The sequence below is a fragment of the Pseudomonas sp. St316 genome, assembly GCF_018325905.1.
In the GTDB taxonomy this organism is placed as follows: domain Bacteria; phylum Pseudomonadota; class Gammaproteobacteria; order Pseudomonadales; family Pseudomonadaceae; genus Aquipseudomonas.
Window position 1 is genome coordinate 3407481 of the sequence record NZ_AP021901.1, and the last position, 20212, is coordinate 3427692.

Consider the following 20212-nt stretch of genomic DNA (forward strand, 5'->3'; position numbering starts at 1 on the left):
GCCTCGAGATCGATGCGCCACCGGGCGGCGGCGAGTTGTCGGACGGCACCCCGCGCTCGCTGTACGAGCCCTCAGTTACTTCGACGTTCAAGCAAGTACGCCTTTTTACAAGAACCTGCTGGCCCGCCACTTGATCTACGAACCAGGCCGCCACGACCCGTTCTCGGAATGGCCGCGCAGTATCGCAGCCGCAAGGACTTCCTCTTCCAGGGCCCTGCACTGCACTTGTTATCGCATCCAGTTTTCGACCTCGCTCGATGGGCCGGGACCCATATGGGTTTGCCACCAAGAGTGCCCATCAGCGATACGCACCGGCATCGATGCTCAAGCGGCTAATCCAACACCCGAATCGTTAGAAAGCTTTTCAGGTGTTCAATAAAGGCAATGACCTTGCGGGTTGATCGATGATGACTCGGGTAAACCGCCACCAGGTTCGGTCCGAAGGCTTCGGGATCAATCAGGTAGTCAGGCATCACTTGAACCAGCAGACCTTGAGCAATCAGAGGTGCAGCACTCCACTGCGGCACAATCAACAGACCGCATCCCGCCAGTGCCTGGGTCAATAAAAAATCATAGTTATCGCATTCCACGAGGGGTTTCCTGGGGAATGCAAACTTGAACTGCTCGCCCTGATAACTGGCACGCCAGAAGCTCCTGCTCAACAGCGGGTTGCGGTAAAGCAGCCAATCCTGCGCGTGCACGTTATCGGGGTTGATGGGAATGTTTTTACGCGCCAGATAGGCAGGACTGGCGCATAGAAATACCGTGTTGCGCGCGATTACTTTCGAGATAATGCGATCACTCTCGCCCACCCTGAGTGCCAGGTCATAGCCGCCCTCATCCAGATTGATGGACGCATCCCCCAACGTCACGCTCAACTGGATATTGGGATGGCGGGCAATAAATTCGGCACAGGCGTCAGCGAGAAAGGCTTTGCCGAACGCCATCGGGGCCGCGATGCGAAGCGGCCCGTTTATGCCGCCGCGCAATTGGCTGACTTCTTCCTCTGCCTCTTCCAGGCTCAGCACAAGTTGCCTGGCGGTCTTCAGGTAGATGAAGCCCGCGTCGGTCAAGGTCGTGTGATGCGTGCTGCGCACTAATAGTTTTACGCCAAGCTCCTCCTCAAGATGACTGATTGTTTTGGTGATCGCCGACGGCGTTTTGCCTAGCTGCTTGGCCGCCCGGCTAAAACTACCACTGTCCGCGATGGCCAAAAATGTACTGAACGCACCCAATTTATCCATGGTATTTCCGTTTTGGAAAAAGCATTGTGAGCAAGGCTAGCCTTCACGGTGATTTTTTCTCTTGTACTATACCCACACCTTGTACACAACCGACCGGGGCATGTAACACACTATTAGACGATGCCTCAATGATTGTTGGCTCATGCCCCATCAAAACAAGACCTTTATACAAGGCAACTACCATTGATAACACTTAGAAGCGACTGCCAAAAAACCTCGCAAGCAGCCTGTACCAGGTAAGGCGCGAGGCAAAACCAAACCCAATTTTGTTGGTTATGTTTTATTTTTGCACGCATGCTTCTTCGCCGTTCAATGAGCAATACAACAGTAAAGCTGTGGCGAAAGAAGAACAATAATAATCCTTACAGGCGACTAATCATGAAGATCCGCATGAGTGCTCGGACCGCCGTTGTGTTGTCCTTTGCAATAGGGGGCAGCGCAGCGTATGCGACAGAAAGTGGCGTTCCCACTACCGCCTATGGCGTGTACGATTTCGGTGCCGGCTTTTTACCTCCTCCCACGCCCAATGGGACAATTGCCGGTCGATCCGCATTCTATAAAACAACCTTGCAAAAAGACGGTCATGGCAAAGACACCGGCAATGACTTTTCCGTCAGTGTGCTGTCTTTTTCGATGGCTTATTTGCGCATGACCGATGCGACGATTCTCGGCGCCAACTACGGTTTTGGCGCGGTGGTGCCGTTTTTCAAGATGAATGGCGATTTGAAAGTCAATGCCGGCGGGCAGACCGTTTTCGAAACCAAGTCGGATATATTCAGGCAGGCGGATATAGGCATTCTGCCAATTATGCTTCAGTGGCATGTAGCGCCGAATATAGGCATCAACGCGCAACTGCAAATTCAAGCGCCCACCGGGGATTATGATAAAGACCGCTTCTTGAACCCCGGCGTCAATCACTGGACAGTTTCTCCTATTCTCAACGGCACTTGGATTTCTGAACACGGACTGGAAGTTTCATCAAGTTTCCAGCTGGACTTCAATACCAGGAACCATGATACCGATTATAAATCTGGCGTGGAGTATCGCCACGAATTTGCCGTAGGCCAGCACATCAACGACTGGACAGTAGGCCTCGGTGGTTATTATTACCGTCAGCTCAGTGATGACAATGCGCTCAACCTGGAGAATGGCAACCGCTCCAGAGTCATTGCCGTCGGCCCCGCCATTTCTTACTTCAAGCCCGGCAACATTCCCGTCTGGTTTCATGTTTACAAGGAATTCGACGCCGAAAATAGAGCGCAGGGTTATACCGCGGCCATCCGCCTCTCCCATTCGTTTTAAGTCGATCGCTTGCTCTTAAAACCCCACACACTTTGACTCTTGAGAATATTATGACCAGACGCCATTCGCTATCAGCTTCAGTGGCAGCAATCGCTACTTTTTTCTGGCTGTCGACGACGCTTGCAGGGCTTGCACCCATCAATAGCGTCGAGGACGCCGTCAAGTTCGAATCCTCGCTGTTTATTCCTACTGGGAAATTCTGGAACAAGCCCACGGGTACGCCGGGCGCGCCAGGCCAGTTGATCCGTTCGGAGCAGGCGCAGGATTACCGTATTCCCAAAGGCGCGTCCGCCACCCGCATTCTGTACTGGTCCAATGACCTGTATCAGAGCCCTACGATTGCCTCAGCCGTGCTGATCAAACCAGCCGGCGCTGCGCCAAAGGACGGTTATCCGTTGGTGGTTTGGGCGCACGGCACCATGGGTGTAGGGCAAATGTGCGGCGCCTCGAACTCGGTTGATGTGGGCTACAACGTCATGCCGCTCCTGGCGCAGGGTTTTGCCGTGCTGGCCGTTGACTATGCAGGTCTGGCCACCGAAGGCGGCCACGGTTACATGAACAAAATCGTCAACGCCACGGATGTCATCAACGCGGTGCCTGCGGCTCAGAAAGCGGTGAAAGGCGTTACTCGGCAATGGGTCGCGATCGGTCACTCACAAGGCGCTCAGGCCGTGTGGGGGGTTGCCGAGCAGCAAGCCTTGCGCAGGGATCCCCATTACCTGGCTTCCGTGGCCCTCGCCCCGGCGGTCGGCGGCGCCGATCTGCTTGAGGCTAACGCTCAGCAACAGGGCGCTTTGTTCTACCCCGTCTACATGGCCAGGGCGATCAAACAGCAATTCCCAGGTTTTGACATCAACACGATGCTTACCCCCGAAGCAGCGGCGCGCTACGACGACCTGGTGAACAAAGGTTGCTACTTCTATGCGCAAGCGGCATTCGCACAGGCCAAACCCGGCAGCGTGCTGAAGACCGACTGGTCCACCCAGCCCTACGTGTCTGATTTTTTTGCGATCAACCAAGTAGGTAACAAGGCCACTGCCGGTCCCTTGCTGGTTGTCATCGGCACAGCTGACGACGCCACGCCGCCTGCCGTGATCGAAGCACAGGCCAAGAAGGCCTGCGCAGCCGGCAACTCGATCGTACTGCGCTGGTTCCCTGGCGATCATGTGGGGATGCTCCAAACGTCGCTCGCCGACGTGACGGCGTGGATCAAGGACAGATTTGCCGGCAAGGCCGTAACCGGGGCTTGCGCCAACTGACGCCCCCTGCAACCGAGGGCGAAGTGCTGTGCGGCTTCGTCCCTCCCCGACGTGAGTCAGCGAGAGAAGTCCGCCACGACCTTGCCGGTTCCTGAGGCGCTGCGATTACGTTCGATGGCTTGCGGGATGTCATTGAAACCAACGACCTTGCCAATCCTGGACTGCAGCGTGCCGCTGGCGATTTCCTGGGCCAGCGTCTCCAGCAACGCGGGGTCAGGTTTGTTCATGAACCAGAGGCCTCGGCGATTCGCCGGCGTGCGCGCCAGAATGTCGGGGGATGAGGTGCCAACAATCACGCCGTTTTCCGCCAACACCTGCCACGAGCGATCCAGTACCTCACCCCCGACGTAGTCGAGCACCAGGTCAATGCCCTGGATGACGTCCTCGAAACGTTGGGATCGATAGTCAAGGACGTGGTCCGCCCCCAGGCGGCGCACATACTCCAAGTCAGCCGCGCCGGCCGTGGCGAAGACTTCAGCGGCGGCACGCTTGGCGTATTGCACGGCATAGGTGCCCAGTGCACCCGCCGCGCCGTGAATGAGAATTCGCTGGCCGGGGTGAATCGGCCCGGCGTGATGAAGACTCTTCCAGGCGGCGACGGCGGCGACGGGAATCGCCGCAGCCTGGACGTCATCCAGGGTTTCAGGCGTAGGGGAAAGACTCGCTTCACTGACGGTCACGAATTCAGCGTACGCGCCCAGCCCACCCACCGCGCCCATAACTCGATCGCCCATACGAAAGCGCGTGACACCGGCACCGACCGCCTCGACGACGCCCGCCATTTCGGCTCCGAGGACGATCGGCAGTGGCAACGGGAAGGCACTTCGCACCAGGCCTTCACGGACCTTCCAATCGATGCCGTTCACGCCGGCGGCTCGAATGCGAACCAGAACCTGGCCTTGTGCTGGTTCATGTTTTTCGATCTCGGCCACTTGCGCGGCGTCAGCGCCGCCGTAGGCTCGGATCAGTACAGCGCGTTGCAGTGTGTTCATTGCAATTTCTCGTCTTGAGTGCGATGACGAGACGATAGGCTGTTGCACGGACGAAGCAGAGACACCAAAATGCAGACACTTCGTTTCAAAAATGGAACACCATGAACCTGAACGCACTGATCGATTTCATGATCGTCGCAACGAATGAGGGGCTGGGGAAGGCAAGCCGTGCGAGCGGTATCTCCAAAGCCACCTTATCGCGACGAATCGCCGACCTGGAGGAACAACTGGGCGTAAGGCTGATCGAGCGCAGCGCTCGCGGCTTGAAGCTCACCGAGGCCGGCGAAAGCCTGATGGCACGCACAGAAGGTCCGTTGGGCGAAGTGGCCGAAGCGATGAAGGCAGCCCGTGAGGGCTTATCGACACCTCGCGGACGCTTGCGTGTTGCCTCCCCAGTGCTGTTCTCCCAGCTTGCGATGGGCCGCATTGGCGTCGAATTCTGTAGCGCCTATCCAGAGGTTGAAATCGAAGTCGTGGCAGAGGATCGCCTGGTCGACCTGGTCGAGGAACACTATGACGTCGCGATTCGGATCAACCCGTCCCCTGACAGCCGTCTGGTCGGCCGCTGCTTCGCCAAGGACAGGCTGGTGGTTGTGGCGGCGCCTGAAGTGTCCAAGCCTATGCCCGGCGCAATCAGACACGTGCCCTGCATCGTCACGTCGAGTTTTCAGCCCACCCACTGGAGTCTCGATGGAGGGCAGTTGATCCTGGATCCGATCCCGAAGCTGCGGTTCTCTTCGTTACTGATGGTTCGCGATGCGGCTATCGCGGGCGGCGGCGCGGCTTTGATCCCCCAGTCCATCGCCTGGAACCAGCTTGCCCGTGGCGAGTTGGTCCAGTGGGGCACGGTCTCGGGTGAAGAACCGGCACTCTGGGTATTGCATACATCCAGGCGCCTTGCTGCGCCGAAGGTTCGCGCTTTCGTTGACTTCATGTGTGCGAGATATCCGGATATGTCTTTGGTTCTGAAGGGTTAGAGGACCGGAACCAGGGCGTGCCTCATTCTATCCCCAGGGCGCGGGGGGCCACGATCTTCTCGCCCTGGCGAGCCGCTCTCGATGGTCTCAGCGGTACGCATCGAGAGCCGCGGCCCGGTTACCGGATGAGAATCAGCGGTGCTGACCCATCAGGCCTGGGAGCCACCGGTACGGATCCAGGCACTGGCGAAACGGACGTAAGCATCGGGGGCGTCCTCCCAGGCGAAGTGGCCGCAATCGATGACCTCGTGTCGGCAGTTCGGCAGGATGCGCTGGAGAAAGTCTCCATTCGACGGCGGCACGAGCGGGTCGCCCTGCCCCGATAGGACCAAGACCGGCGTCACGATGCTTTTGGCGAGCGCGGGAAGCTTCGGCAGGTCCGTCGGATAGGCGCGCACGTAGGCCGCTGCCTCGGCGAAACGTCCATTGGCAGAAGAAAGGCGATAGTCCTCCATCACCTCCACCGGCGTCTGCGCGGCAATGTGCGCCCGGAGCATATCGACGATCGGTGCGGCATCGGAACCGACGTCGAGCGCGCTTTCCGGGGCGTCTATGGTTCCGCGCAGTTGCTCGCCAAGCAGGTCCATGTCGGTCCCGCCGCAGCCCACCGTGAGGGTTGCGAATCGGGTTGGCTGTTTGGCGGCTGCGAACAGGAAGGCGGTCGTTCCAATGTCGGGTCCGATGGCATGGCAGCGCTCGATGCCGAGTTTGTCGAGAAGCCTGAGGATGAAGTCGCCCATGCCTTCTGGCGAGAGGGCGCCCCGACTTATGTCCGACCGACCGAAACCAGGCAGGTCGATCGCGACGAGGGGACCGATGTCGGCCAGTTGAGGCCAGATCAGCCGGAACGCGTAGACGCTCTCTGGCCAAGGGCTGGTCAGCACGATCGGCGTGCCTTCGCTGGCTCCACCGCGGACGAGCCTGATAGAGAGACCTTCGAATTCGATGGTCTGCGGCGTGGGAAATTGCTGGGGTGTATCGGTCGCTACCAAACTGTTGGCGGTCATTGTGTGTGTGTCCTGGTGGCCCGCACTTTGCGGTGGCAACAAACGTATCACTGGAGCACTTCGTCCTAAATGTCGTATAAACGGCGTTTTAAGACATCCGGAAGATTTTTGATGCGCAAAGTCGGCTTTATGCTTTATCCCGGCTATTCGGCGATGAGCCTTGTTGTCTCGACGGTGTTCGAGATGGCCAATCTGCAGGCGGGAGAGACCCTCTACGGCGTGCACATGCTGTCGGTGCACGGTGGCTCCATTCGGACCTCGGCCGGCTTCCAGATTTTGTCGGATCGATTCTCGAGTGAGCCGCTCGACCTATTGGTGGTCGGAGGGAGCATTGAGGATCCGCCCCCTGAAGCGTTGGCGCTCCTGCGCCAGGCACCCCACTTTGCCCGACGGATTGCCGCACCCTGCACTGGCGCCCTGATCCTCGCTGAAGCGGGACTACTCGATGGGCGACGCGCCACGACCCACTGGATGTACGCGCGAGGTATGGCCGAGCGCTATCCCAAGGTCAAGGTAGAAGAGGATCGCATCTTCATCGCCGATGGGCCCATCTGGACATCGGCGGGGATGAGCGCGGGTATCGACTTGGCGCTTGCCCTCGTCGAGGACGATCTCGGCATTGAGGTGGCGCGGCAGGTGGCTCGAAAGATGGTCTTGTACCACCGCCGAAGCGGTGGCCAGTCTCAGTTCTCCACCTTGCTCGAGCTGGAACCGAAGTCGGACAGGATGCAGGCCGTGCTGATCCACGCGCAGCGGAATCTCGCGAGCCGACTGTCGGTGGAAGATCTCGCCGAGGTCGCGCACCTGTCGCCGCGCCAGTTCAGCCGGGCGTTTCAGTCCGAGACAGGGCAATCACCAGCCAAGGCCATCGAGCATATGCGTTTGGAGGCGGCCCGGGCGATGATGGAGGAGACAAACCATCCCATCGATCTGGTTGCTCAGCAGACTGGCTTTGCAGACCGGGACCGCATGCGGCGCGCGTTCATTCGGTCCTATGGTCAACCGCCGCAGGCTGTGCGACGCGCGGCCAGGGCCTGAATGTCATGCAGGCGGTAGTGCCTCACCCAGGTGCGGATTTTTTCTCGGATACTGACCACTGCCACGCTAGCAGCTTCCCTGCGCCGTCACCGACCAGAAAGGGGGTTTACGCCAATCGGGTGCAGTTTTTCATCGAACTCATCAAGTGAGACGAATGAAAACGCTTGCAGTGTGTCCAGCGAACGCAGGTGCTGTCGATACATCGCTAACTGAGCAACACGTGCTTGCTGGGAAATGTACGGTACGTGATAGGCAACAAAGGTCTCAAGCACGGCCATCCCGGTATAGGCCAACGTTCCACGCAGGATAGGCCGGAGCATGTCGTTGAGTTCACCGTGCACGCCACCACTCACCAACATGTGTGGTTGACCGCCGACAGTAATGGCGAGCATGGCTTTCTTGCCAGCCAGCCCCCCCTGGTCGTAAAAACGCTTCCCGCCATAGCAGATACCAGAAACCAATACCCGGTCTATCCAGCCTTTCATGATCGCCGGCATCGAGAACCAATAGATTGGGAAGTTGAAGATCACCAGATCAGCCTTCAGCAACTTGTCCAACTCCGCCTGGATATCCGGAGCCAGTGTGCGTTGCGAACAATTGTGACGCTGTTCCAAGGCATACGTCAGGTACTCTGAATTTACACGGCTGCCAAAGTCGGCCGCGCTGGCGATCGGATTCCAGCTCATGGCATACAGGTCAGACACTTCGACAGAGTGCCCTTGCTCCCTTAGCTCTTCGACCGCCAGATCTTTCATGGCCGCATTGAACGATTGCGGCTCGTTGTGCGCATGGATAATGAGGATGTGCATTGGACAGCGCTCCATTGGGCTCGGGTTGGCCAGCCCATCAGCCGGTGATGTCTTTACCGAAGATGGCGCGTGCAATGACTAGTTTCTGAATCTCATTGGTACCCTCATATATTTCAGCGATCTTGCAATCGCGATAGATCTCTTCGACACGATAGTGCGAACCATCCGCCGCGAGCTCGCGCATAAAGCCATAACCACCAAAGATCTGTACCGCGTCCCGGGCGAATTCACCGGCAAGGTTAGTGCCGTACCATTTGGCCATCGCGGCCTCGGGTTCCGGGAAAACGAGCCCTTCGTCCTTGCGCAACGCCGCCTTGAGGTACAAGTTGCGGGCGTTCTCGATTTCAGTGGCGCGCTCGGCCATCTTGAACTGCCAGTGTTGGAACTGCGCGATGGCTTTGCCAAAGGCCCGGCGCGACTTGAGCCGCGCGATACTGTGATCAAACAACGCCTGAGCCATGCCGGTCCCGCTGGCGGCAATCCCTATGCGTCCGAGTGTCAGCGTTTGCAAGGCTATCTTGAGACCTTCACCCGGCTGGCCAAGGACGTTCGTCATGGGCACCTTGACGTTGTCGAAGTAGATATCCGCCGTCAGTTGACCATGGTTGCCTATTTTCTTGTCGGGCTCGCCTACACGAACACCTGGCCAATTCAACTCGACCACCAACTCGGTCATACGCGCGCCATCGACACAGAGCAGTACAACAAAGTCGGCAACTGGGGCGTTGGAAATGAAACGCTTGCGGCCGCTGACGATGTAACCATCTTCGGTGCGGGTAGCGTGGGTGCCCATGGCTTCAACGCTCAAGTCGGTACTGGCATCGGGCTCGGTAGTTGCGAAACTCCCGATCTTGTCGCCGCTGAGCAAAGGCCTGAGATAGCGTTTCTTGATTGAGTCCGCCCCGTAGTTCAGCGCATTACCCGCGAGAATGCAGTGCACGTCCACGATGGCGGCCACCGAGTTTGAGTGGTAGGCCAACTCCTCGATCATCACGGCAGTGGCCGCGGTGGGGTATCTGAGCCCTCGCCCCCGACATCGGCGGTAAAGGGAATGCCAAATAAACCGGCCTTGGCCATTTTGGCGAACAAGTCACGCGGGAACGCAGCAACGGACTCCTCTGTGTGACCAATGGCGTAAGCCATCGGAGCGACATGTTCGTCGGCGAAACGACGAATCTCCTGACGTATAGCCAGGATTTCCTGCGGGGTATCCAGGTCGTGATACAGGCGATCCTGGTGACGCGCAACAGTCGCATTGACCGAAGTATTGGCAAGGAGGGTCATGGTTATCTCTTCTGTAGCCTGGGGAAGCAACGTGGTGTGAACGGTAAGCAAACTGATGGAATGACGTAATAGGCAAAAACGACGGTAAATATGCGAATATCGCCACCCACACCCAAAAAGGTTCTGCCATGACCACCGTTGCGATTCTGGGTTTTGACGACTCCTATGCCTCTGTTGTGGGAGGTTTTGCTGACATGCTTCAGGTCGCCAATGCGCACATGTCAAAACAGGGGATGCCGCCGTCAGGTCTGTTTGAATGGCATTTCATATCGCAGAACGGCCGGCCTGTGCGCGCGAGCAATGGCCTTGAGCTTGGCATGCGGGCGCTGCCGAAGAACCAGCATTATGATTTGGTCTTTATTCCCAGCCTGCACTATCGTGGTTGGCAGCACTTCCAGGGTTTCCTGGAAAAGCATCTAGCTGTCCGTGACTGGCTGGTTCAGCAATGGCGAAATGGTGCATGGCTGTGCGCAAATTGCACCGGCACCTTTCTACTCGCAGAGACGGGTTTGCTTGATAACAAAGTGGCAACCACCACTTGGTGGCTGGAGGAGCATTTCCGCAGCCGATTCCCGAAGGTTGATCTGCAAATGCGTCCAGTGGTGACTGAATCCGAACGCCTGGTATGCGGTGGCGCACATGCCACGTTTTTGTTGCAAGCGGTTCACGTGCTTAACAAATTCGCCGGAGAGGCCATCGCCAGGCAATGCGCCCGCAGCATGCTGATCGACTTGACCCAAACGACGCAGACACCTTTCCAGCCCCTTATCGCCGACAAGACCCACAATGATCCCTTGATTCAACGCGCACAAAAGTGGCTTCAGGAACATTTGGTCGAACAGGTACGCATGAATGACCTGGCGCAGCTGTTGGCCGTCAGCGAACGTACATTGATACGCCGCTTCAATAAAGTGCTTGAGCTGTCACCGCTCACCTATCTGCAGAACCTGCGCATTGATACGGCGCGAGCTTTGCTGGAGGCCGGGGACCTGAGCACCGAGCGAATCGCTCACTATGTCGGTTACAGCGACATCAGTTCGTTTTCACGCCTATTTCGTGAGCGTGTTGGGTTCACACCGGGCGCTTACAGAGCGAGGTTTCAGTTACCTATGGGGGACTGACCCAGGTGCGGTGCGCGCCCAGAGCGCCACGGACTGCGCAAGCCCGTGGAGCATCAGGGTGGTTTTGCCTTTACTCGCGGCAACACAGGCAACTTCCACGTCGCCCGGGCAATTTGATGCGGTTAGAAGTTTTCGAATACTGGGGGCGTCCCGTTATTTCACCTTGACGATGACCTTGCCTTTCGCCCGACCGGTTTCAACATAAGCCAAGGCATCCGGGGTGGATTCGAATGGAAAAACCCGGTCCACCACCGGGCGTATGACCCGAGCATCGATCAGAGCGGTGATCTTGCGCAATTGATCGCCGCTGGCCCGCATGTAAAGGAATGAATAGATCACGCCGCGACGTTTCGCCTTTTTCCTGATTCCGTAACTCAACAGGCCCATGACCAGTTTCAGGAACCCGGACAACCCAGCACTTTTCGCAAAGTCAGCATCCGGTGGTCCAGAGATCGAGATCAGCCTTCCTCCAGGCTTCAAAACCTGCAGTGATTTCTCCAGGGTTTCGGTGCCTAGACTATTCAAGACGAGGTCGTAACCGTGCAGAACCTTTTCGAAATCGTCTTTTTTATAGTCGATCACGATGTCCGCACCGAGCTGTTTGACCCACTCGATGTTTGTGGTGCTCGTGGTCGTCGCGACATACGCCCCCAGGTGCTTGGCCAGCTGAATGGCCACCGTTCCAACGCCGCCAGAGCCTGCATGGATAAGCACCTTTTGTCCTTTCTTAACGTCCGCTTTTTCAACCAGCGCCTGCCAAGCCGTCAATCCAACCAAAGGAATGGAAGCGGCCTCCTCCATGCTGAGCGCCTTCGGCTTGATCGCCAGAGAACTTTCCCTTATCGCGATAAACTCAGCGAACGCGCCGATCCGGTTGTCATCGGGGCGCGCATAGACCTCGTCACCCGGCTTGAATCGCTGGACTCGTGAACCGACGCGAACAACCACTCCCGCCAAGTCGTTGCCCATGATCAGCGGCATGCGATAAGGCAAAATCATTTTGAACTCGCCATCCCTGATTTTCAGATCCAGCGGGTTTACACCCGCTGCATGGATCTCGACCAGAACATCGTCCTTGCCCAATTCAGGTTCCGGCCTGTCGGTCGCCCGCAATGCAACCTTTTTTCCATAGCGATCAATACTGAATGCTTTCATCGTAGGTCCTTAATTCTGGCGTAACCAGCTCTGTGAGCGCCCGAGTACAGGAAGACCTATATAACCGCGAACACTCAGTTTTTTTCCATCATCGGACAGATGAACTGTGCTGCTGTAAACCTTGCCATTGTCCGGATCGAGAATTTGCCCTCCGCTGTATTCGTCGCCGTTCTTGCGTAGCCCGTTCAAAATGGTCAAACCAACCACCGGAGCATCTTTGTCCGAGCCTTCACACTTTTCGCACTTCGGATTTTGCTCTTCGTTCGGATTAGGAAATACCTTCTCGATTTTGCCTTTCAATACGCCTTCGGATTCGGTGATTCGAATCAAAGCCCTTGGCTTACCGCTTGCGTCGTCGATGTTCTGCCACAGACCAACAGGCGAACCGTCATCTGCCCAGAGTGCCGACGACATGAGTGTCACCAGGGTGAATCCTAGAATGTTCGTTTGGTTCAAAACACGCATTGGCTGAGTCTCCATGATCGTATGACATTTCAAATGATGGGCTTGTGTTTAGGAATCGCTTTTGGAAAAACGTGACACGTAAATAAACGCGACGCTGAGCAGGACCTCAATGGCAACCGCAGACAGAATTCCAGAGCTCGCATGACCTTTGACAAATTCAAACAGGCCAAGGACGGCGAGGATCAAGCAGGCCGAAACAAAACCCGTGACCAGGGATGAACGTGTCGAGGAGGGGCCAGCGCGCCTAGCCAAAAAAAACATGACACCAATACCGGCATATAAAGCGGCTCCCCGACGTCCAACCAACCCGGCGGAACCAGAGAAATCAACGCCCCAGCTAGACAGCAGAAAAGCCGGAGCAAACATCCAGGTAACTGCCAGACCAAAGAAGAGAAGCGCGGTAAGAAGTGCAAGATTTCTGAAGTTGATCGGCATGGAAGATCCTTGGGTCCTGGTTTCATCGAAGAGAGGGTTAGCAAGCCACCTTGCCTGCCACAATAACAGTGTTATATGGCAAACATAACGTCGTTATGGCAGTATTGCAACATGACTTCTGATAACTCACTCCCTAATGCCCCTACCCGCCTCGTCGAGGCCACCATCCGTGTGCTTGCGAATTGCGGCCCCTCTGAAGTCAAAGCCCGCTCGGTATCGAACGAAGCCGGCTTGTCGACCATGGGGGTTTACACCCACTTCGGCGGCGTGCCGGAACTCCTTCAGGCAGTGGCTGACGAGGGCTTCAAGCGCTTGGCTGCAGCCTTCAAGCGCGTCCCTGCTACGGATGATCCGATAGCCGATTTGTGTGCAATGCTCCTGGCGTGCAGAGATGTCGCACAAGGTAATCCTCATCTGTACGACCTGATGTTCGGCCTTTCGATCGACGGCAGGTATAGCCCCTCGAGGGGAACCATGACGACAACCGCCCAGAGGCAGTCAGCGGCGTTCACGGCCACCTACGCCCTTGTGATCGATGCCTGTGCTCGACTGGTTGAGGCTAAATGCGTCCCTGAAATCGATCCTGCTCTGATCGCTCCACAGCTTTGGAGTGTTGCGCACGGCTTTATCATGCTCGAACTGGCCGGCCACTTCGCGAGCACGGCCAATCCTGCTTCAGAAATCCTGGTCGCGACATGCAACAACATTGTGGTTGGTCTCGGGGCGAAGCGTGAACTAGTTGAAACCTCCACTGCCCGCGTCGTCGCCAGATGGGCCAGCTTGGCAAAAGATTAAAGGCCTCGCATCCGCTTCCTGATCCAAGGAAGCGGATGTAAGAACTGCCCTCGGTGAAACCGGGTTGGAATCAACACCTATGCCACACTCGGATGACTCTCTGAGTTCGGCGTCATCGCTTCAATGGGTTGATCAATACCGCTATCAGTGCCAAACGCTTGTGGAATCTGTGCCATCGCGTACTCAGCGAGTGCCGTGATGGTCAGCGCAGGATTGACTCCAGGGTTCGCCGGCATCGCGGCACCGTCACATACCAACATGTTCTGATATCCAAACACCTGTAGATTCGTGTCAATCACGCCGCGTCCAGCATCGGCACCGATGACGGCGCCACCCAATACATGGGCGGTTGTCGGAATGTTGAACAGCGCCTCCAGTACATTGCTTTGGGCAATGCCACCCGTATACCTGGCTAGCCATTGAGCCGCCCGGTTACCCATTTCGATGTAGGTTGGGCTTGGCTTGTCGCGATTCTGCTCGGTGACGAGCCGATACCCCCGCCCCAGCCGACGTTTCCTCGGACGCAATGCAATTGCGTTGTCTAATGTCTGCATCACCAGCAGCATCACCATGTGTCGACTCCACCCAAAGGGCCACAGAGACTTGAGCCATTGCACCGGGTGTCGCACAACATTTCCCATCCACTTCAAGGGCCGAGTCACGCGGTTGCCATTACCGACCAACAGTGTGCAGAGCAAACTCAGGAAATCTGCGTTGCGACCATAGGTGAGAAACTCGATGTGGGTGTCCTGGTCAACGTAGACACTGCTGCTGGCGGTGACATCGTTCCAGGTTTTTCGGTCTTGGGGGAGGCGCACATTCAGTACGGATTCACTGTTGGTACGCACCAACTCACCAAGGCGATCACTGACCCGCGGCAACGAGCCTCCATACTTGCAGTTGGCTAACAACTCATTGGTACCCAGAGAACCACCAGCGAAAACCACCCCACGCGCGGTATAGGTCCGGCGACCACGTGCGGACCAGGCACCGGGACGCTGGGTGACCACCTGATAGCCGTCACTGCCATCGGCCGCCCCGAGTGGGATCACATCAATCACCTCGTGCTCTGCCAATATCTCCACGCCGCGCTTTTGCGCAAACCACAGATAGTTTTTCACGAGGGAGTTAACGGCACCGACACGGCAACCCACCATACAGGCGCCACATCGTATACACCCCGTACGATCAGGCCCATACCCCCCAAAATAGGGATCCTTGACAGTCTTACCCGGCTCGCCAAAGAACACCCCGACAGAGGCCCGAGTGAATGAATCTTCGGTTCCAAAATGTTGCGCCATTTCTCGAGCCAGCTGTTGATTGGTCGAGTCGAACGGCACCGTTTTCACGCCAAGCATGTGCTCGGCCATATCATAGTGAGGCCGCAACAACGTTTCCCAGTGCCCCAGCCCGCGCCATTGCACGTTCTCGAAGAATGCAGGTTTGGCTCGGTATAACACACCTCCATACACCGTACTGCCTCCCCCTACTCCCGCTTGGCTGGGAAAAAAGACGTGGCGAAATAAAGACATGCGCATGATGCCTTTCAAACCCAGCACGGGCGCCCACAGGTACTTGCTGAACTGCCACGCAGAGTGGGGAAGATCCCCATCGCGATAGTGTCGGCCTCGTTCAAGCACCCCAACGCGATAGCCTTTTTCCGCGAGCCGCAGCGCCGAAACGCTACCGCCAAATCCAGAACCAATTACCAACCAGTCGAAGTCAGTGCTTTTCATCGTTCATTCCCTTCTAAATGCAGGTTGCTTGCAATCTGAGATTCAGTAAGGGATCACCTGGCGACTGGCTCGAAGTCGGGCAACATCTTGCCCAGCTTCAGCTTGTCGACCTTGCCCATGGCGTTCTTGGGCAGGTTGTCGACGACAATGATTCTGGAAGGTCTTTTATAACGCGTCAGGCGATCGGCGCAGTGCTCACTCAACGCCTCTTGAGTACCGGTGTATCCCGAACGAAAGGCGACATAGGCAATGACAATTTCGCCGAAGGTCTCGTGGGGAGCACCGATCACTGCTGCTTCGAGCACACCTGTAAACTCGAACAACACGTCTTCGATCTCTTTCGGATAGATATTCTCGCCACCGCGAATGATCATCTCTTTAAGACGACCTACAATCGACAGATAGCCGTCCTCGTCTATCCGTCCGATGTCGCCGGTGCGCAGCCAACTGTCAACGATAGTCTTCGCTGTTTCTTCGGGTTTCCCCAAGTAACCGCGCATCACATTCGGGCCTTGTACCAGTACTTCGCCAACGGCCCCTTGTGGCAAGTGCCGGCCGCTCGAATCGGCGATTGCGACTCGCTGACCGATAAAAGGCAAACCGACCGTACCGGCCTTGCGCAGACCGTCTACGGGGTTGATGGTCGAAGCGCATGTACCCTCCGAAAGCCCGTACCCCTCAAGCAGCGGGAAACCGAAGCGGTCTTCAAATTTCTTAAGCAGCTCCGCCGAAGCAGGCGCCGCACCACAGATGCCATACCGAAGGCTGGAGGTATCAGGTTTGACCTCATCGGATAACGCGTTAAGCATTGCGTAGATGGTGGGTACTGCCGAAATGTACGAGGGGCGAACTAATTCGACATCTTCAAAAAAAGTGTCAATGTTAAAACGTTTGCGGATCGTGACCCGACCACCACCCAACAACGGGACGAGGGTGCTCACCACAATGCCATTTACGTGAAAGAGCGGCAGTATCAACAAGCAGTGGTCGGTGGCGGTAACCTTGAGCGAATCCCGCCCCATTTCCGACATGGCCATGATATTGGCGTGATCAAGCATCACACCCTTTGGCAACCCGGTCGTGCCACTGGTGTAGATCAACAGCGCCAATGCGCCAAGTTCCTCAACGGGTAAGCCTTCGTAGGACGGCCCCATTTCCAAAGCTGCGACAGGCAGAGACGGCAGATTTTGGACTATGCCTTCTCCGCTGGCGTTAATGAGCAGCTTCGCCCTCGAATCAACCAATTGATGGGTTGCTTCCTTGCTGGTATGCCCAGGATTAATAGGCGTGACCGCAGCCCCCAGGCGCCAGGCGGCGAACATCGCCACCACAAACTCCACTTGGTTGGGCAACATGATCGCTACAACATCGCCTATGCCCACCCCTCTATCCGCAAGGACTCCCGCTGCCGCGAGAACTCTGGAGTGGAACTGCCGGTTAGTCAGGTTGCTGCTGTCGTCAGCAATGCACAGACCGTCCGGATCTGTCAGCGCTCGCAAATCTGAAAGTTTGGAAAAGCACATTATTGTTGTTCTCTCTTGAAAGTGACGGAAACGCTTGAATCAATTGGCTTAAGAGCCAAGTAGATGTTTCGTCAGAAATTCAGTCTGATCCTTCACCAGTTCTTCGAACGCGTCCCCCATGTAGAACTCGAAATGCCCTGCGGCATAAAGTCTGGTTTCTCCATGCGGTGCTTTGCGCACCAAGGCGATCGTCTGTTCCGGTGGTGTGACGGTGTCAGTGGTGCTGACGCAAAACAGGATGGGGAGCTTCACCTTGGAGGCGAAGCGACCGGGTCGATAAGCCATGATTTCCGGAAGCACCCGTGCGGCGACGTGATTGACGAACACCATCCCCTTCGGCACCAAAGCCAGATACCCCTGCAAGGCATCATGCGCATTCATCAAGGCTGGCTCACCGGGAGCGGCGGCGATGGGCACCATCACGGGCGGGCGACCCAGCAGTTTGGCTGCAAAATCGCGCAGGAGCACTGGCGTTACCTGCAGCGACCCCTTCACCCCCAGTGCGGCAGCGGAGGCCAGGCCATCGGTAAAAGGACACTGACTGATGGCGGCCAGTAACTCTGGATGCCGGCTGGCCACGGTAATCGCATGCCCTCCCCCAAACGAACTTCCCCATACTGCAACTCGGCGTCCATCGAGATCCGGACATCCCTTGACGAAGTTCAGCGCCGCATCCCAATCAGCAAGTTGCCGCTTTACCGACATCAACTGTCTGGGATGGCCGCCGCTGTCACCAAAATAGCGGTAGGTAAACGCTAAAGTAGCGATTCCCGCGGCTGCAAAACGCTCGGAAAAGGCATCGAGGCGCATCTCGCGAACCGCACCCAGTCCATGACCAAGCACTACAACGGGCGGCTTCTCAATGCCAACCGGTGTGTACAGCCAGGCCGAGCAGTAGGCTTCTCCCGAGTCAAAGCGAACGTCCCGCCGAGTAACCTGGTAAGGAGGCTGTGACATCTGATTCATTTCCCCCATCCTCCATCCAGGATTGGGAGGGAGCCCTGCTCTAAGGTTTGCTCGAGAATGGTCGGGTTGTAGAACGGCACGCCGCCGTCGTGATCGGTACGTTCAAGGTATTCGACCATCAGAGCCTGTGCAGTCTCGGTCGGCGAGATCTTGATGAACTCGGTGCGCTCCATGTGCAACCCCTCATCGAGGGTGGCGGACGCACCGAAGTACACAGCCCGCTTGATTGCCTCGATGGCTCCCCTTGGCCGGGAACCTAGATACCGGGCGCGCTCAATCGCTCGCTCAAGCAATGCATCCGGCGCGACGACTTCGTCTACGTAACCTATTTCGAGGGCTTTATGCGCAGAGACCGGCCGACCTTCCAACATAAGCATCAGTGCCTGATGGTTGCCGACCAGCCTAGGCAACCGTTGAGTGCCGCCACCGCCAGGCAAAATTCCAAGAAGTACTTCCGGCTGTCCGATGAAGAACTCACCATCCGCCATCAGGCGAGTATCACAGGCCAGCGCGAGTTCGCTGCCAAGGCCCAGCGCAGAGCCATTCAGCGCGGCAACGAAAATGACACCACTGCGGTTCATCCGTAAAAAGGTGTCATGCAGCTTGTCGAGTTGCATCCCGCCATCCAATGGTGTGATAGACGCGGCTGCCGCCAAAGGCGCAACACTGCGCACAGCCTTCGCCGTCCGCGCTATCGCCGATGCCGCAGAACGTCCAACCGAGGGAATACTCTTGCCCCCCTCTTGCAACCAACGGACGTCCGCATGACCGATGAAACGCTCTGGGTGAGTTCCAATGAGCACTACCGCTTTGATTGCGGCGTCGGACTCTACTTTATCCAAAAGAGCTGAAAGCTCATTGGCCATCTCCAATCCCATCAAGCCATGCGGCCCCCCATCCAGCCGTGCAATCAGAACAGAGCCACGGGGCTCCACCTCAACTCGCTCAGGCGGCGTATGCATTTTCGTCATTTCTTGGACCCTCTGGTTATCAGCGCGCCAAGCAGGGCCGCGCTCCTTTTTTGTAATACCCAGCGTTAAACAGCTGTCGATCCTGCTCAGGGTGTTAAGCCCCGGTAGCAATAACGCTGTTATTTGCGGAACATAACACTGTTATAGTATGGTCGCAATACAGCACCTCCTTGCAGGTGCTTGTGCTCATGCAGCCGTCATTTGTCGGCATCGAGCACGGACTCAAGCTTAGGCAAACCCACGAGATGGATTGAGGAAAACAATAAGATGAAACCGCAGATCACCGTCGTGCAGAGTACTCAAGCACTCAAAAATCCATCCGAGTCACCTCTGCCAGCTTGGAGGCCGGCAATCTTCATCACGGGCGCTGCGTCAGGAATCGGTCGTGCTTGTGCCGAGTTATTTGCACGCAATGGATGGTTTGTGGGCCTGTACGATGTCGACTCCGAGGGTGCCGCGGCGGTCGCCGCCACTTTGGGTGAGGGCAACGCCATCTCCGGTGCTCTCGACGTCAGCGATCCCACCGCGTGGAAGCAAGCGCTTGCAGATTTCTGGACGCAAAGCGGCCAGCGGCTCGACGTACTGCTTAACAACGCCGGGATTCTCACCTCAGGGCAGTTTCAAGCCGTTCCGTTGCCAAGGCACCACGCAATGCTCGACGTGAACGTTCGGGGAATGATCACTGGCTGTCACAGCGCCTTCCCATACCTGCAGGGGACGCCCTCTTCTCATGTCATAAATATGGCCTCGGCCACGGCGATCTATGGCCAGCCCGAACTTGCAACCTACTCGGCAAGTAAATTTGCCGTACGCGGCTTCACCGAGGGGCTCGACCTTGAATGGAGCAAGTTCGGTATCCGCGTGAGCGATATCTGGCCGAGCTTCGTAAAGACCGCAATGGCTCACGATTACGGCCGCATTCCAAGTGCGAAATTTCTTGGCATTAGACTCACGCCAGCCGACGTCGCATCGACTGTCTGGGTGTGCGCGACCGACAAGCAACGCATGCGCAAGACTCACTGGACGGTCGGCCTACAGGCCTGGCTATTGTCGCTCGCCACTCGTCTGGCTCCGTCTGCGCTGACCCGGCTCATCGTGCAGCGCATTGCGCGATGAGCCACAGCGTTACTGGA

Annotated in this window: 20 protein-coding genes and 1 pseudogene; 8 read left to right on the forward strand and 13 right to left on the reverse strand. The window is 57.0% G+C overall.

The window, feature by feature from the left end; genetic code table 11:
* Positions 1 to 61 precede the first annotated feature (61 nt).
* Positions 62 to 228 (forward strand): annotated as a pseudogene (locus KI237_RS30505) (His-Xaa-Ser system radical SAM maturase HxsB); the annotation flags it as partial.
* 104 nt (positions 229 to 332) lie between these two features.
* Here KI237_RS30505 and KI237_RS15260 read toward each other — a convergent pair.
* Entirely contained in the window at positions 333 to 1244 is a 912-nt protein-coding gene (locus tag KI237_RS15260) for a LysR family transcriptional regulator (RefSeq protein WP_212795942.1), read from the reverse strand.
* Between the two features lie 378 nt (positions 1245 to 1622).
* Here KI237_RS15260 and KI237_RS15265 point away from each other — a divergent pair, with 378 nt between their 5' ends.
* Both KI237_RS15265 and KI237_RS15270 read left to right on the forward strand, forming a co-directional pair.
* The gene (locus tag KI237_RS15265) at positions 1623 to 2546 is read left to right on the forward strand and encodes a SphA family protein (protein ID WP_502936986.1); all 924 of its coding nucleotides are present in this window, start codon (positions 1623 to 1625) and stop codon (positions 2544 to 2546) included.
* A gap of 32 nt (positions 2547 to 2578) precedes the next feature.
* Positions 2579 to 3805 (forward strand): alpha/beta hydrolase family protein, encoded by a 1227-nt coding sequence (locus KI237_RS15270; RefSeq protein ID WP_212795943.1) that lies wholly within the window; start codon positions 2579 to 2581, stop codon positions 3803 to 3805.
* A 56-nt stretch (positions 3806 to 3861) separates the two neighbouring features.
* Here KI237_RS15270 and KI237_RS15275 read toward each other — a convergent pair whose 3' ends face one another.
* Positions 3862 to 4797 carry an NADP-dependent oxidoreductase gene (locus KI237_RS15275; protein ID WP_212795944.1) on the reverse strand — a complete coding sequence of 312 codons (936 nt, stop codon included), beginning with the start codon at positions 4795 to 4797 and terminating at the stop codon, positions 3862 to 3864.
* A 101-nt stretch (positions 4798 to 4898) separates the two neighbouring features.
* Here KI237_RS15275 and KI237_RS15280 point away from each other — a divergent pair, with 101 nt between their 5' ends.
* Entirely contained in the window at positions 4899 to 5774 is an 876-nt protein-coding gene (locus KI237_RS15280; RefSeq protein ID WP_212795945.1) for a LysR family transcriptional regulator, read from the forward strand.
* A 149-nt stretch (positions 5775 to 5923) separates the two neighbouring features.
* Here the strand turns inward: KI237_RS15280 and KI237_RS15285 are convergent, their stop codons facing one another.
* A complete protein-coding gene (locus KI237_RS15285; protein ID WP_212795946.1) occupies positions 5924 to 6781 on the reverse strand; it encodes an alpha/beta fold hydrolase in 858 nt (285 codons plus the stop codon).
* A gap of 111 nt (positions 6782 to 6892) precedes the next feature.
* On the opposite strand from KI237_RS15285, the gene KI237_RS15290 reads away from it, so the two are divergent.
* Complete coding sequence (locus KI237_RS15290; protein ID WP_212795947.1) at positions 6893 to 7819, forward strand: GlxA family transcriptional regulator; 927 nt, start codon at positions 6893 to 6895, stop codon at positions 7817 to 7819.
* Positions 7820 to 7905: 86 nt separating this feature from the next.
* Here the strand turns inward: KI237_RS15290 and KI237_RS15295 are convergent, their stop codons facing one another.
* The 3 genes from KI237_RS15295 to KI237_RS30510 are packed head-to-tail and all read right to left on the reverse strand — an operon-like array spanning position 7906 to position 9912.
* Positions 7906 to 8628 carry an NAD(P)H-dependent oxidoreductase gene (locus KI237_RS15295; RefSeq protein ID WP_212795948.1) on the reverse strand — a complete coding sequence of 241 codons (723 nt, stop codon included), beginning with the start codon at positions 8626 to 8628 and terminating at the stop codon, positions 7906 to 7908.
* A gap of 37 nt (positions 8629 to 8665) precedes the next feature.
* Positions 8666 to 9619, reverse strand: coding sequence for an acyl-CoA dehydrogenase family protein (locus KI237_RS15300; RefSeq protein WP_249410607.1), 954 nt, complete (start codon positions 9617 to 9619; stop codon positions 8666 to 8668).
* A complete protein-coding gene (locus tag KI237_RS30510; protein WP_249410608.1) occupies positions 9619 to 9912 on the reverse strand; it encodes an acyl-CoA dehydrogenase family protein in 294 nt (97 codons plus the stop codon). Before KI237_RS30510 ends, KI237_RS15300 begins: the two co-directional genes overlap by 1 nt.
* A gap of 128 nt (positions 9913 to 10040) precedes the next feature.
* Here KI237_RS30510 and KI237_RS15305 point away from each other — a divergent pair, with 128 nt between their 5' ends.
* Positions 10041 to 11033, forward strand: a complete 993-nt coding sequence (locus tag KI237_RS15305; RefSeq protein WP_212795949.1) for a GlxA family transcriptional regulator — start codon at positions 10041 to 10043, stop codon at positions 11031 to 11033.
* Between the two features lie 153 nt (positions 11034 to 11186).
* Here the strand turns inward: KI237_RS15305 and KI237_RS15310 are convergent, their stop codons facing one another.
* Genes KI237_RS15310 through KI237_RS15320 form a run of 3 tightly spaced genes read right to left on the reverse strand, consistent with a single transcriptional unit; the run spans position 11187 to position 13088 of the window.
* On the reverse strand, positions 11187 to 12188 hold the full coding sequence (locus KI237_RS15310; RefSeq protein ID WP_212795950.1) for an NADP-dependent oxidoreductase: 1002 nt from the start codon (positions 12186 to 12188) through the stop codon (positions 11187 to 11189).
* A 9-nt stretch (positions 12189 to 12197) separates the two neighbouring features.
* Positions 12198 to 12653, reverse strand: a complete 456-nt coding sequence (locus KI237_RS15315) for a DUF2147 domain-containing protein (RefSeq protein WP_212795951.1) — start codon at positions 12651 to 12653, stop codon at positions 12198 to 12200.
* 48 nt (positions 12654 to 12701) lie between these two features.
* Positions 12702 to 13088, reverse strand: coding sequence for a hypothetical protein (locus KI237_RS15320; RefSeq protein WP_212795952.1), 387 nt, complete (start codon positions 13086 to 13088; stop codon positions 12702 to 12704).
* 111 nt (positions 13089 to 13199) lie between these two features.
* Between KI237_RS15320 and KI237_RS15325 the strand changes: the two genes are divergently transcribed.
* Complete coding sequence (locus tag KI237_RS15325) at positions 13200 to 13883, forward strand: TetR/AcrR family transcriptional regulator (protein ID WP_212795953.1); 684 nt, start codon at positions 13200 to 13202, stop codon at positions 13881 to 13883.
* Between the two features lie 77 nt (positions 13884 to 13960).
* On the opposite strand, the gene KI237_RS15330 is transcribed toward KI237_RS15325, so the two are convergent.
* Genes KI237_RS15330 through KI237_RS15345 form a run of 4 tightly spaced genes read right to left on the reverse strand, consistent with a single transcriptional unit; the run spans position 13961 to position 19079 of the window.
* Positions 13961 to 15619, reverse strand: a complete 1659-nt coding sequence (locus KI237_RS15330; protein WP_212795954.1) for an FAD-dependent oxidoreductase — start codon at positions 15617 to 15619, stop codon at positions 13961 to 13963.
* A gap of 53 nt (positions 15620 to 15672) precedes the next feature.
* Positions 15673 to 17142 carry a class I adenylate-forming enzyme family protein gene (locus KI237_RS15335; protein WP_212795955.1) on the reverse strand — a complete coding sequence of 490 codons (1470 nt, stop codon included), beginning with the start codon at positions 17140 to 17142 and terminating at the stop codon, positions 15673 to 15675.
* A 48-nt stretch (positions 17143 to 17190) separates the two neighbouring features.
* Positions 17191 to 18108, reverse strand: a complete 918-nt coding sequence (locus KI237_RS15340; protein WP_212795956.1) for an alpha/beta hydrolase — start codon at positions 18106 to 18108, stop codon at positions 17191 to 17193.
* The gene (locus tag KI237_RS15345) at positions 18105 to 19079 is read right to left on the reverse strand and encodes an enoyl-CoA hydratase/isomerase family protein (RefSeq protein ID WP_212795957.1); all 975 of its coding nucleotides are present in this window, start codon (positions 19077 to 19079) and stop codon (positions 18105 to 18107) included. The genes KI237_RS15340 and KI237_RS15345 overlap by 4 nt, the downstream gene beginning before the upstream one ends.
* A gap of 267 nt (positions 19080 to 19346) precedes the next feature.
* Between KI237_RS15345 and KI237_RS15350 the strand changes: the two genes are divergently transcribed.
* Positions 19347 to 20195 carry an SDR family oxidoreductase gene (locus tag KI237_RS15350; protein WP_212795958.1) on the forward strand — a complete coding sequence of 283 codons (849 nt, stop codon included), beginning with the start codon at positions 19347 to 19349 and terminating at the stop codon, positions 20193 to 20195.
* Positions 20196 to 20212 lie beyond the last annotated feature (17 nt).

Bases quoted from the DNA above. Each gene is read 5' to 3' on its own strand.
- KI237_RS15260 (WP_212795942.1), bottom strand. From the start codon at position 1,244: ATGGATAAATTGGGTGCGTTCAGTACATTTTTGGCCATCGCGGACAGT.
- KI237_RS15265 (WP_502936986.1), top strand. From the start codon at position 1,623: ATGAAGATCCGCATGAGTGCTCGGACCGCCGTTGTGTTGTCCTTTGCA.
- KI237_RS15275 (WP_212795944.1), bottom strand. From the start codon at position 4,797: ATGAACACACTGCAACGCGCTGTACTGATCCGAGCCTACGGCGGCGCT.
- KI237_RS15280 (WP_212795945.1), top strand. From the start codon at position 4,899: ATGAACCTGAACGCACTGATCGATTTCATGATCGTCGCAACGAATGAG.
- KI237_RS15285 (WP_212795946.1), bottom strand. From the start codon at position 6,781: ATGACCGCCAACAGTTTGGTAGCGACCGATACACCCCAGCAATTTCCC.
- KI237_RS15290 (WP_212795947.1), top strand. From the start codon at position 6,893: ATGCGCAAAGTCGGCTTTATGCTTTATCCCGGCTATTCGGCGATGAGC.
- KI237_RS15295 (WP_212795948.1), bottom strand. From the start codon at position 8,628: ATGCACATCCTCATTATCCATGCGCACAACGAGCCGCAATCGTTCAAT.
- KI237_RS15300 (WP_249410607.1), bottom strand. From the start codon at position 9,619: ATGATCGAGGAGTTGGCCTACCACTCAAACTCGGTGGCCGCCATCGTG.
- KI237_RS30510 (WP_249410608.1), bottom strand. From the start codon at position 9,912: ATGACCCTCCTTGCCAATACTTCGGTCAATGCGACTGTTGCGCGTCAC.
- KI237_RS15305 (WP_212795949.1), top strand. From the start codon at position 10,041: ATGACCACCGTTGCGATTCTGGGTTTTGACGACTCCTATGCCTCTGTT.
- KI237_RS15310 (WP_212795950.1), bottom strand. From the start codon at position 12,188: ATGAAAGCATTCAGTATTGATCGCTATGGAAAAAAGGTTGCATTGCGG.
- KI237_RS15315 (WP_212795951.1), bottom strand. From the start codon at position 12,653: ATGCGTGTTTTGAACCAAACGAACATTCTAGGATTCACCCTGGTGACA.
- KI237_RS15320 (WP_212795952.1), bottom strand. From the start codon at position 13,088: ATGCCGATCAACTTCAGAAATCTTGCACTTCTTACCGCGCTTCTCTTC.
- KI237_RS15325 (WP_212795953.1), top strand. From the start codon at position 13,200: ATGACTTCTGATAACTCACTCCCTAATGCCCCTACCCGCCTCGTCGAG.
- KI237_RS15330 (WP_212795954.1), bottom strand. From the start codon at position 15,619: ATGAAAAGCACTGACTTCGACTGGTTGGTAATTGGTTCTGGATTTGGC.
- KI237_RS15335 (WP_212795955.1), bottom strand. From the start codon at position 17,142: ATGTGCTTTTCCAAACTTTCAGATTTGCGAGCGCTGACAGATCCGGAC.
- KI237_RS15340 (WP_212795956.1), bottom strand. From the start codon at position 18,108: ATGAATCAGATGTCACAGCCTCCTTACCAGGTTACTCGGCGGGACGTT.
- KI237_RS15345 (WP_212795957.1), bottom strand. From the start codon at position 19,079: ATGACGAAAATGCATACGCCGCCTGAGCGAGTTGAGGTGGAGCCCCGT.
- KI237_RS15350 (WP_212795958.1), top strand. From the start codon at position 19,347: ATGAAACCGCAGATCACCGTCGTGCAGAGTACTCAAGCACTCAAAAAT.